Source organism: Crocosphaera chwakensis CCY0110, assembly GCF_000169335.1.
GTDB lineage: Bacteria > Cyanobacteriota > Cyanobacteriia > Cyanobacteriales > Microcystaceae > Crocosphaera > Crocosphaera chwakensis.
This window is the reverse complement of record NZ_AAXW01000050.1, coordinates 22,246-33,334: the sequence shown is the minus strand read 5'-3', so window position 1 is coordinate 33,334 and position 11,089 is coordinate 22,246. Positions and strand designations below refer to the sequence as shown.

Here is an 11,089-nt window from a genome sequence, read left to right as displayed (position 1 = left end):
AGCAACGAGCTAAAAACCGCCATGAATTGTTTGATTTAAGACTACTCTCACAATAAAGAAAAAATCTGATGATGTTGGTATCAAATGTCACTATTCAAGGGGCATTCTGATTAAACTTACTTGAAGAATTATTTCAAGGTGTCAATAAAAGTCAATTCATTATGTTTTCGGTCGAGATCAACTAAGAATAGAATCTTGCAAAACTAAAAGAATCATAAACTTTTTTTTTGAAAACGCCTATCCGAATACTTATTCAAACTTCTTCTAAAAGAAGTGTCATAGATGATTTCGACTTCTAACCCCAATTTAAGGAACAACTTTCGCCATGAACTCTACCTATTCTCTGAAATTATATATTGCTAGTAATACGGTCAATTCCGAACTAGCTATGAACACTCTCACTGAAATTTGTCATGATGATCTCAACGATGATTGCCAAATAGAAATTATTGATATTTTGGAGAACTTCGAGGAAGCTGAAACTGAAAAAATTGTTGCTATTCCTACACTACTCTTAGAGTCAGCTTATTCGTCCCAAAGAAGACTTGTTGGTAATTTATCTGATCGAAAACAAGTGTTACAAGAGATCAAAATGTTGCAAAAGAATGCAGTTTACAATTAACCTGAGTTCAGGCTAAGAAAAGGGAGGAATAGTAAGCTGAAAACAAAACAAATATTCAGTAAGGCCTCCCTATGTTTAGTATAGATGCTTTATTTATATTGCAATGGTTCATTTAAGGTTAAGACAATTAGGTTATGCTAAGTCGTCTAGCTATATTTAATGTTTATTTAGAAACAGTCTCTAACACCGTTAAACCCCTATTGGATAGTGTAGGGGCATAATAATATTATGCCCATTTGATTCAAGATTTACCATTAAGCACTAAAATATTTAGCGACAGGATGATAAGTAATAATAGCGGTGGTAGACTGTTCAGGGTAGATTTGTTCACTTTCATCCATATACATATTAATGCGATCGCAACCCATCACTTCTAATTGTTTATATTGATCTTGGATATTAGGACAAGCAGGGTATCCAAAGCTGTAACGGGAACCTTGATAGTGTTGTTGTAGCATTTCTCGAATATTATCGGGTTCTTGGTCGGAAAATCCTAATTCTCGGCGAATTTTAGTATGAGTCCATTCTGCTAATGCTTCGGCGGTTTGGACAGCCATTCCATGATAATAGAGATAATTAGTGTAATCATTAGCTGCAAAAAGTTTTTGAGCATATTCTGTGGCAATTTCTCCCACTGTTACTGCTTGCATTGGAAATACGTCTATTTTACCTGATTCTTTTGGACTAAAGAAGTCTGCAATACAGAGACGACGACCAGATTTTTGACGAGGAAAATCAATTTCCCAGATGGGTTTTACATCTTCTGGTATTTTATTGTTAGCATTTTTTACAGTTTCAGGATGGTAAACCAGTAAACTGTTGTCTTGAGACTGACAAGGGAAGTAACCGTAAATAACTGTAGGATGCAATAAGTTTTCTCTGACTACTCTCTGTTTCCATTCTTCTAAAATTGGATAAACTTTTTCTGCTAAAAATGCCTCATATTCTTCCCGTGACTGTTCTTTAGGTTTACGAAATTGCCATTGACCTGCAATTAAAGCTTGTAAATCTAAGTACCAGAATATTTCGTTTAAATCGAATTCATTGGGTTTTAGGATTTTAGTTCCCCAGAATGGGGGTGTAGCAGGTTCCATGATTTCAACAGCTTCTGATCGTTTTGTATCGATAACTTTAGGTATTTCTGGAGTTGTAGACTTACCATTTTTCTCAATTGCTTTTTGGGCTGCTTTTTCCCCCCTTTCTTCTTGGAAGAGACTATTATTATCGATAAATTCTCCTAAAAATCCTTGTAAATTATCCCAGTTTTCTGCTGATTTTGCTGGCATTAATTGATCCATAAAATGCAAGTCAGAGAAAGCATCTTTTCCATAAACAACTTTACCCTTATAGGTATTTTGACAGTCTTCATAGACAAATTTCGGGGTTAATGCTGCACCACCTAAGATAACAGGAACATCGATCCCGCGCTCATTAAATACTTCTAAATTATCTTTCATGAATGCTGTAGATTTCACCAATAAACCGCTCATAGCAATACAGTCGGGTTGATGTTCTTCATAAGCTTTAATAATATTTTCGACAGGTTGTTTAATCCCTAAATTAATCACTTTATAACCATTGTTGGAAAGGATAATATCGACTAAGTTTTTACCGATATCATGGACATCCCCTTTAACAGTGGCAATGAGAAACTTACCTTTTCCACTATCATTTTCTTCTCCTTCTTCTTTATCCATAAAAGGTTCTAGGTAAGCAACAGCAGCTTTCATAGTTTGTGCAGATTGTAGTACGAAAGGTAACTGCATTTGTCCTGAGCCAAATAACTCTCCTACTATCTTCATACCATCTAATAAAAAGACGTTGATGATGTCTAAGGGAGGGTATTGTTTCAACGCTTCTGCTAGTGCATCTTCCAACCCTAACCGTTCCCCATCAATGATATGCTGTTTTAACCGTTCTTCTATAGGTAAGTTAGCGGTTTTCGAGGGATCTTTTTTCGTTGTTTTCCCTGCAAATAATTCTGTTAACTTGGTTAAAGGATCATAGGTACAAATATCACCATCAAACTCTCGTAAGTCATAAATTAAATCACGACAGACTTTTTGATGATCTTCTTCAATTTTTGCTAAGGGTAGAATTTTACTTGCACTAACAATGGCACCATCTAAACCAACTTGCATTGTCTCGTATAAAAATACTGAGTTTAATACTTGTCTGGCCGCAGGATTTAAACCAAAGGAAATATTAGAAATACCTAAGAGGATATGACACCCTGGTAATTCCTCTCGAATGCGTTTTATAGCTTCTACCGTTGCTTTGCCGTTCTCCCTATCCTCTTCTATCCCAGTTGAAATAGGTAACGCTAAAGGATCAAAAAAGATTTCATGAGCAGGAATTCCGTAATTAATCGCTGCATCATAGGCACGTTTTGCGATTTGAAACTTCTTATCTGCGGTGCGTCCCATTCCTTCTTCATCGATGGTTCCAACGACAACACCAGCACCGTATTTTTTGGCGAGTTCTAATACTTTTAAAAAGCGTTCTTCTCCATCTTCATAGTTAGTGGAATTGAGAATACATTTACCACCAGCAACCTTTAATCCTGATTCCATCTTTTGCCATTCTGTTGAGTCAAGCATCAAAGGAAGGGTAATATTATTCACCAAACGAGAGGCTAATTCGTGCATATCCCGCACCCCATCTCGTCCTACATAATCTACGTTAACATCTAAAACGTGCGCTCCTTCTTTTACCTGAGATTTTGCTAAAGATACTAAACTATCCCAGTCTTCAGCATCTAATAATTTACGACATTTTTTAGAACCACTAGCGTTTAATCGTTCCCCAACAATTAAGAATGAATTATCTTGAATATAGGGCTGTGTGCTATAAATTGAAGCAGCCGACGGTTCATATTCTGGATGACGTTCTTTGGGTTTTAATTCTTGAGAAAGTTCTGATAAAGATTTAATATGATCGGGACGAGTACCACAACATCCCCCAATAATTTGTACGCCTAAATCTTCAATAAAGTGCATTAAGGCCATTTTTAATTCTACAGGAGTCAAACGATAATGCGCTTGTCCTCCAACATTCTCAGGTAAACCCGCATTAGGAATACATGAAACAATAAAAGGAGAATGTTCTGATAAATATTTAATATGTTCTTTCATCTGTTCAGGACCCGTGGCACAATTGAGTCCTAAAATATCAATCTTGTAGGGTTCCAAAATCGTTAACGCTGCACTTATTTCTGTTCCCACTAACATCGTTCCCATGGTTTCCATAGTAATAGAAACCATGATGGGTAAACGGTTTCCCTTCTTCTCAAAAACCGCTTCAACTGCGTTTAAAGCTGCCTTTATTTGCAATACATCCTGACAAGTTTCAATAATTAATAAATCTGCACCCCCATCGTATAACCCCTCTGCTTGCTCAACGTAAGCGTCTCTAAGAGTATCAAAATCAATATGTCCCAATGTGGGTAACTTAGTTCCTGGACCCATAGAACCCGCCACAAAACGGGGCTTTTCTGGGGTAGAATATTCAGCAGCCATTTTTTTAGCGATTTCTGTCGCTCTTTTATTCAAATAGTAAGCTTTATCGGCTAAATCATACTCTGCAAGGACAATAGAAGTTCCCCCAAAGGTGTCCGTTTCAATCACATCTGCACCAACCTCTAAAAACCCTCGATGTACTTTTTCAACTGCTTCGGGTTTGGTATGCACTAAATACTCATTGCAACCTTCGTATTCAGGTCCTCCGAAGTCTTCTGCAGTCAAGTTTTGACTTTGTAATGAGGTTCCTGTCGCACCATCAAAGACGAGTACGGGACGTTTAGGACTTTTGAGATGATTGAGAAAGGTACTATTCATGGATGTGATAGATAGAGTGGCAGATTTAGAATTAAGATTTATTATAAAAAGTATATCAATTTAAGGAGAGTCGTTGAACTATCGTACATTTGAGGGAGACTAAGCAGTAGCTATGTTAAAACTATAGTGCTAGGATTGCAGAAGAATTAGAAAAAAGAAGATTAGAGATTATCTTAAATATTCTAGAAGGGAGAAAAATAATAGTAATCATAACATTTTATCTGTGACTCGATTTAACGATAAAATGGCTCAATTTAACCCTAAATATAACATCAAAAATTAGGGCTTAATGATATTAAGCCTCTAAGTTTTCCTTGGTAATGGTTTAGGTAAGTTAGAAAAGGTCACTAATCTTAATTTTTACAGCAGAAATAATCAATATTCCTGTTTTAGAAATAATCATCAGATTAATAAACCATTGAGGATATTTCCCAAAACTAAGGGATAAACTTTGATATAAGTCTCCTAACCATTCTTCCATTCTATCTTTTGGAAGTATTACAACAACAGGAAGAATTAACCATTTTGTTGACCAAGAATAGTGATAAATTTTATCAAAAAGTATGGTGATTGTTTCTTGGTCTTCTTCTTCAAGTTGGCTGCCAATTAAGGAGATTGTTTCGGAAGATAATAAAACAAGTTCTTCGTTAGAATTGGTTTTGATTTTTGAGATTTGTTTGGTATGAGTTTTTCCTCCATTTGTTAAACCCCCGATAGGGCCACTATCAGGTTGATAACTTTGATTAATGGTGTTCATTTTTTTCTCTCCTACTTAATTATTTTGTCCGAGTGATTTTAGGGTTTAAGTGTCAAAGTAAGTTGTCGTCAAGGTTTTGCTTACTTGCAATGACAGTTTATTGTTGGTTAAGTTGACAGTAACAACACAGGTTGATTTATGATAAACGGAAATTATCTAAATCTAAAATTTATATAAGCTATCTAAACTAATTTACACTCATTTACAATGATCGCTTTTCACTAATTTTGCCGAAATATGACGAAATTCAATACTTGTGTTTTTTCCAAAAAATGCTAAAGTAAGATTGCAGAGTTACTTGTAGAAATCTATCTACAAATTAATAAAACGCTTCAAATCCCCTACATTGCGTTAAGTACATCCATTCTTCAATTAAACTTTTTAATAATAGAAAGTTATACAAAATAAATTTTACATAAATCAGAACTATAAATACTTAAGATAAAATAGAAGGAATATTTAATATAAAAAGAAAAATTATGACATTACAAGATGTGATGGAATTAGCCAAACAATTATCTTCAGAAGATAAAAAACGTCTCATTGAACAGCTTTCTTCTGAAGTTGAACCAGAAAAAGTTAAAATTAAAACTTTAGAAGAAATCAAAGAAATTTTAATCAATTATAAACCTTTTTTAGTAGAAAAATTTAAGATCAGTGAATTGGGAATTTTTGGGTCTTATGTTAAAGAAGAACAAACTCAAGATAGTGATGTTGATATTTTAGTGAAATTTTCCAAAGCACCAACTTTATTTGATTTAGTAGAAATTGAATATTTAATTAGCGATAAAATTGGCCTTCCAGTAGATTTAGTTGATAAGGAGTCATTAAAACCTTATATTGCTGAAAATATTCTTAATGAGACAGTTTATTTATGAAAAGAAGTTTAAAAGATTCTTTGAGAGATATTTTAAAATATGCAACAATTATCCAAGAACAAACGATGAATTTATCTTTTGAAGAATTTGAAGAAAATGAAGAGAGAATTTTATCAGTGATGATGTCTTTTGCAATTATTGGGGAAGCAAGTAAAAATATTCCTGATGAATTTCGTTGTCTTTATCCACAGATGGAATGGCGAAAAATGACAGGGATGCGAGATAAAATTGTTCATGATTATTCACAAGTTAGATTAATTACTCTTTGGAATACGTCTCAAGAAAATATACCTAGTTTAATAGTCAAAATGCAAGCAATTATTACCAGTCTGGAATAATATATAGCGTTTCCCGAACTCATAAGGTACACCTAAAATTGAATTGCTGACTCCTGACTCCCAAAACTAGAAAACTTTGTACCTCACAAGTATGAGAATTGTTATAAATTAGTTTTTAAAAACCAATCATTTCGTTAAATTTAAAGTATTCATAGCTGCTTTAATTATATCAAAATAGGGCTTTTGAGTAACATCGATTTCTTTTGCTTCTTGACGATTAATCCCTAATAATCCTTTTCTTTGTCCTTTCCGTACAGCTAAAACTTTACCTTGAGCATTCTTAATCCTTAACTCTTTTTCTTTTTGGGAATAGTGACAAATATATTCTTTTCCTTGATAAGTAAAAGTATTTTGAGATTGAATTATAGTACCAGCAGGTAAACGAACTCCTATTATTTCCAATTCAATGTTAACGTTCCCATTCCAATGATTTTCAGTCAATTTATAAGCAATATCTAACCGTTTAGGTAGCGGAAAATAGGAACCAAACCGCCAAGCGATCGCTTTCATTTCTTGACCATCATCTTGACCCAATACTAATTTTAAATGATTTTTACCGACAGTTCTTTGTTCTAAAATTTTCACATTAGGAGTCCAAAAGACAGGAAAAGCATTTTGAATTCCCCAAGGTTGTAAACTATCAATATGTTGGTATAAATGAGCATTTAACTGGTTAAAATCTGCTTCTCCATCAATTTTAACTAATGGTTTAATATGATGGGGTTCTAATAATTGATGGGCAAATTTACTCAATCTTTCTTTAAAAGCTATTAAGTTTTCACTCTTTAAACCAAAACCTCCGGCTGCTTTATGTCCTCCATATTTTCCCAATAAATCATCACAATAAACTAAAGCTTCAAAGATATTAAATTCTTCGATTCCTCTTGCAGATCCCCTAATTTTACTAGGATCATCTTCTTCGTAAGTACCAATAAAAACAGGAACACCATAACGCTCAACCAAACGAGACGCAACAATACCAATAACACCATGATGCCATTTATGATGAATAACAACTAATACTCTATCTTGCTTATAATTAATAGGCGTTGTTTTAATTAAATGAATAGCTTCTTTTTCAATTTCTTCACATAATCCTTTCCGTTTACCATTAATTTGTTCACATTGCATTGCTCTTTCTAGTGCAATTCCTGGATCATCGGTTGTTAATAGCTCAATAGCTGTTTGTGGGTCACCAATTCTTCCGACTGCATTAATTCTTGGACCTAATTTGAAACCAATATCATCCGGTTTTAATTGCTTTTGTTCTTCACTAACTCCTCCTACTTGCATTAAAGCTTGAATCCCGGCTAATTGTGAATTAGGTAATTGTTTTAATCCCTTTTTCAACCAACGACGATTAACCCCAACTAACGGTGCTAAATCGGCAATAGTGCCTAGGGTAAATAGCTCTAATAATGAATCAATAATTTCCTCAGTTTTGTTAAATTGTTTAGCAAGAGTTATAGCCAAAATATAAGCAACTCCTACACCAGCTAATCCCCGATAAGGAGAATGAATCGATAATAATTTCGGGTTTAAAATTGCATCAGCAGGGGGTAACTTTTCGGGTAGATCATGATGATCTGTAATGATAACCGTTAATCCTAATTCTACTGCTCTTTTTATAGGTTCATAGGCAGCAATACCATTATCAACGGTTAAAATGACCCCGACACCCTCTTCTGCAAACTTTTCCACAATTCTTTCATTGATGCCATAACCATCTTTCATCCGGCTGGGAATTTCATAATAAGCATCCCCTCCTAAGTGAGTTAAAGCCCTTAATAATAAAGAAGTGCTAGTCATGCCATCAGCATCATAGTCCCCACAAATAGCGATCTTTTCTCCTATGTTAATTGCTTCTTTTAAGAGTTTAATACTAGGAAATAAATCAGGAAATTCATCTAAAGGATCGGGCAGAGTTTCTACATTTGGGTTAATATAAACTTGGGCTAAATTAGGACTATCTATCCCCCGATTTAAAATCACCTGAGCTAATAAGGGAGATAGTCCCGTTTCTGCTACCAACATTTTAACTTTATCGGGGTTAGGAGAGGCAATATACCACCGTTGATCTGGTAATTTCATGCAATTTTGTCCTATGATTTTAGAAGATTATTGTAACAATTATTCCCATGCCCCTCATTCAATGGTATCCTGGCCATATCGCCAAAGCAGAACGACAACTAAAAGAACAACTCAACCGTGTAGATGTAATCTTTGAAGTCTTAGATGCTCGTATTCCCTTAGCTTCCCATCATCCTGACGTTCCTCAATGGATAGGGGATAAACCAAGACTGCTGGTACTTAATCGCATGGATATGATACCAGAATCCGTCCGCCAAGACTGGTTAAACTGGTTTGCTGCTCAAGGAGAAAAAATTTATTATACCAACGCAAAACAAGGCAAAGGCATTAAACCCCTCACAAAAGCAGCACAAGGAGCAGGGGTACAAATGAACCAAAGGAGATGCGATCGCGGAATGCGTCCCCGTGCAGTAAGAGCAGTGGTCATCGGCTTTCCTAATGTGGGAAAATCCGCCTTAATTAACCGTTTATTGGGTCGTAAAGTCGTAGCCAGTGCCAGACGCGCTGGAGTCACCCGTCAGTTACAATGGATACGAATTTCTGATAGTTTGGAGCTTTTAGACGCACCGGGTATTATTCCAGCCAAACTTGATAATCAAGAAGATGCGGTGAAATTAGCTATCTGTGAAGATATTGGCGAAGCAGCTTATGATAATCAACAAATTGGCGCAGCATTAGTTGATTTATTAGTTGAGTTAAATTTCGAGAAAATTTTGTTATCTCGTTATCAAGTTGACCCCCAAGAAATTACGGGAGAAGAATATATTGAAATTTTAGGAGAAACTCGATACCAAGGAGATAAAGAAAGAGCCACAATGCAGTTATTAAACGATTTTAGAAAAGGAATAATGGGACAAATTCCCTTAGAGTTACCACCTAGTTAATGGGTATGAATAACTAATAATTTTTATAAATAGTTAATTTTATTTATGTTTAACTACTTAAAACAGTAAGTTTTATAGAGTAGTGAATTATTAATCACGATAGTAACATTAATATAATATTGTTTTTTTTTGCGATAGCGATCACAGTAAAGTAATGAGAATGAACACTAGCAATGTTTAAAAATTAGAATATTATGAACTCACTAACTTACACAAACAAAACTTATGTTAACCGCAGAATTATTAAATATTGCATATCCCGAATTGAACGTTATTGAAACTAATCCAGAAAGTTACTATTTATTACGATTAATAAATTTCTACGGAATCAACTTGAATGAAGAAGACATCTTCGATTTTTAATGATAAGTTATCTTTTAATAAACTTCCCACAACTGTCATATTAGATAGTTGTGGGTTTTGTATAATCAGTCATGGTTAGTATTAATCTTTTCCTATCCTAGTCTTGAATTGTTCTTTACGCTGCTTTGATATTCTTAAAAGTAGAGTCATTTACTAATAATTAGATGGTTAAACAGTTTCCCATTAATCCTGGTGAAATGGTTGAACGGGCCGATCGCCTAATGAGTGCAGCATCAAACCGTTATCGTGTGGTAGTCCAAGTTTCAAGACGGGCCAAACGTTGTCGTCATGAAGACAATGAAAATAGTGAAACTCCCATGATGAAACCTGTAATCCGCGCTGTCTTAGAGATGTCCGACGAATTCACTGAACCAGAAATTATCGGCCACGAGTTAAATTAATCCCTAATTTCACTTCTAAAGTGAGCCTCTTTTTGAGATAATATAAGTAGCGGTCAATGAGCAATCATTGTCCTCGATCCTTATCATACAGTAGTGTTGATTAGCCCTTAGACTAACCGATATTAATCAGTACCTATCTAAGCAAACAATACATTACCGTGAGTCTCAACGGATAGTTTCATGACTGACCAGCAAACCGCTACAATCGATAATACAGACAATAATCTCTCCCAACTGACGGATCAGTTTACTAATGGGACACAAAAAGACCAACTTCAATTAATTCCTCAATTAACGAGTATGGGAGAAGGAGGTTGGCAAGTATTAATGAAATTTTTACAAGCATCAGATGTAGATACTGTTGATCTTGTAAGAGGTAAAATTTACGGCACCCTCTACCAATTAAAAAAGCCCATCACAGAAGAGTTTATTCAAACCCATTTTCCTGATGGAATTATACCCCTTAAATCCCAGCGAAATATAGATTATCAACCCCTTAATCAATTACTGGTTGAGCAAAAGTTTCAAGATGCAGATACCTTAACCCGTCATCTTTTGTGTGAATTAGCAGGAGAAGGTGCAGTACAACGTAAATGGGTTTATTTTACCGAAGTCGAACAATTCCCTGTAACAGATTTACAGACCATTAATGCCTTATGGTTGTTACATTCAGAAGGAAAATTTGGTTTTTCTGTACAGAGAAAACTATGGTTATCTGTTGGCAAAGACTTTACTAAATTATGGCCGAAAATTGGCTGGAAAAAAGATAATAATTGGACTCAGTATCCCAACCAATTTACTTGGGAATTAAGTGCGCCGGTGGGTCATCTACCGTTATTAAATCAATTAAGAGGGGTAAGGGTAACGGCTTCTTTGTTTTCCCATCCTGCTTGGTCACAAGAGAATTCTTGATAATGTA

At 34.9% G+C, this 11,089-nt stretch carries 10 protein-coding genes; 7 read left to right on the top strand and 3 right to left on the bottom strand.

The genetic code is table 11. The features are described 5' to 3' along the window. The first annotated feature begins 325 nt into the window (after positions 1 to 325). On the top strand, positions 326 to 622 hold the full coding sequence (locus CY0110_RS21585; protein WP_008277690.1) for a circadian clock KaiB family protein: 297 nt from the start codon (positions 326 to 328) through the stop codon (positions 620 to 622). Positions 623 to 876: 254 nt separating this feature from the next. On the opposite strand, the gene metH is transcribed toward CY0110_RS21585, so the two are convergent. Beyond that, positions 877 to 4,458 carry a methionine synthase gene (gene metH, locus CY0110_RS21580; protein WP_008277689.1) on the bottom strand — a complete coding sequence of 1,194 codons (3,582 nt, stop codon included), beginning with the start codon at positions 4,456 to 4,458 and terminating at the stop codon, positions 877 to 879. A 334-nt stretch (positions 4,459 to 4,792) separates the two neighbouring features. Then, entirely contained in the window at positions 4,793 to 5,215 is a 423-nt protein-coding gene (locus CY0110_RS21575) for a hypothetical protein (RefSeq protein ID WP_008277688.1), read from the bottom strand. 479 nt (positions 5,216 to 5,694) lie between these two features. On the opposite strand from CY0110_RS21575, the gene CY0110_RS21570 reads away from it, so the two are divergent. Further along, positions 5,695 to 6,093, top strand: coding sequence for a nucleotidyltransferase family protein (locus CY0110_RS21570; RefSeq protein WP_008277687.1), 399 nt, complete (start codon positions 5,695 to 5,697; stop codon positions 6,091 to 6,093). Continuing rightward, complete coding sequence (locus CY0110_RS21565; protein ID WP_008277686.1) at positions 6,090 to 6,431, top strand: HepT-like ribonuclease domain-containing protein; 342 nt, start codon at positions 6,090 to 6,092, stop codon at positions 6,429 to 6,431. Before CY0110_RS21570 ends, CY0110_RS21565 begins: the two co-directional genes overlap by 4 nt. Before the next feature lie 126 nt (positions 6,432 to 6,557). Here CY0110_RS21565 and recJ read toward each other — a convergent pair whose 3' ends face one another. Next, on the bottom strand, positions 6,558 to 8,522 hold the full coding sequence (gene recJ, locus CY0110_RS21560; RefSeq protein WP_008277685.1) for a single-stranded-DNA-specific exonuclease RecJ: 1,965 nt from the start codon (positions 8,520 to 8,522) through the stop codon (positions 6,558 to 6,560). Between the two features lie 47 nt (positions 8,523 to 8,569). On the opposite strand from recJ, the gene ylqF reads away from it, so the two are divergent. From ylqF to CY0110_RS21540, 4 genes are all read left to right on the top strand, one after another. Continuing rightward, on the top strand, positions 8,570 to 9,406 hold the full coding sequence (ylqF, locus tag CY0110_RS21555; RefSeq protein ID WP_008277684.1) for a ribosome biogenesis GTPase YlqF: 837 nt from the start codon (positions 8,570 to 8,572) through the stop codon (positions 9,404 to 9,406). 225 nt (positions 9,407 to 9,631) lie between these two features. Continuing rightward, positions 9,632 to 9,769: a hypothetical protein gene (locus CY0110_RS21550; RefSeq protein WP_008277683.1), complete on the top strand. Its 138-nt coding sequence runs from the start codon at positions 9,632 to 9,634 to the stop codon at positions 9,767 to 9,769. Positions 9,770 to 9,933: 164 nt separating this feature from the next. Beyond that, positions 9,934 to 10,170 (top strand): DNA-directed RNA polymerase subunit omega, encoded by a 237-nt coding sequence (locus CY0110_RS21545; protein WP_008277682.1) that lies wholly within the window; start codon positions 9,934 to 9,936, stop codon positions 10,168 to 10,170. 180 nt (positions 10,171 to 10,350) lie between these two features. After that, positions 10,351 to 11,082 carry a GUN4 domain-containing protein gene (locus tag CY0110_RS21540; RefSeq protein WP_008277681.1) on the top strand — a complete coding sequence of 244 codons (732 nt, stop codon included), beginning with the start codon at positions 10,351 to 10,353 and terminating at the stop codon, positions 11,080 to 11,082. The last annotated feature ends 7 nt before the right edge of the window (positions 11,083 to 11,089 follow it).

Bases quoted from the DNA above. Each gene is read 5' to 3' on its own strand.
- recJ (WP_008277685.1), bottom strand. From the start codon at position 8,522: ATGAAATTACCAGATCAACGGTGGTATATTGCCTCTCCTAACCCCGAT.
- metH (WP_008277689.1), bottom strand. From the start codon at position 4,458: ATGAATAGTACCTTTCTCAATCATCTCAAAAGTCCTAAACGTCCCGTA.
- CY0110_RS21550 (WP_008277683.1), top strand. From the start codon at position 9,632: ATGTTAACCGCAGAATTATTAAATATTGCATATCCCGAATTGAACGTT.
- CY0110_RS21565 (WP_008277686.1), top strand. From the start codon at position 6,090: ATGAAAAGAAGTTTAAAAGATTCTTTGAGAGATATTTTAAAATATGCA.
- CY0110_RS21575 (WP_008277688.1), bottom strand. From the start codon at position 5,215: ATGAACACCATTAATCAAAGTTATCAACCTGATAGTGGCCCTATCGGG.
- CY0110_RS21570 (WP_008277687.1), top strand. From the start codon at position 5,695: ATGACATTACAAGATGTGATGGAATTAGCCAAACAATTATCTTCAGAA.
- ylqF (WP_008277684.1), top strand. From the start codon at position 8,570: ATGCCCCTCATTCAATGGTATCCTGGCCATATCGCCAAAGCAGAACGA.
- CY0110_RS21585 (WP_008277690.1), top strand. From the start codon at position 326: ATGAACTCTACCTATTCTCTGAAATTATATATTGCTAGTAATACGGTC.
- CY0110_RS21545 (WP_008277682.1), top strand. From the start codon at position 9,934: ATGGTTAAACAGTTTCCCATTAATCCTGGTGAAATGGTTGAACGGGCC.
- CY0110_RS21540 (WP_008277681.1), top strand. From the start codon at position 10,351: ATGACTGACCAGCAAACCGCTACAATCGATAATACAGACAATAATCTC.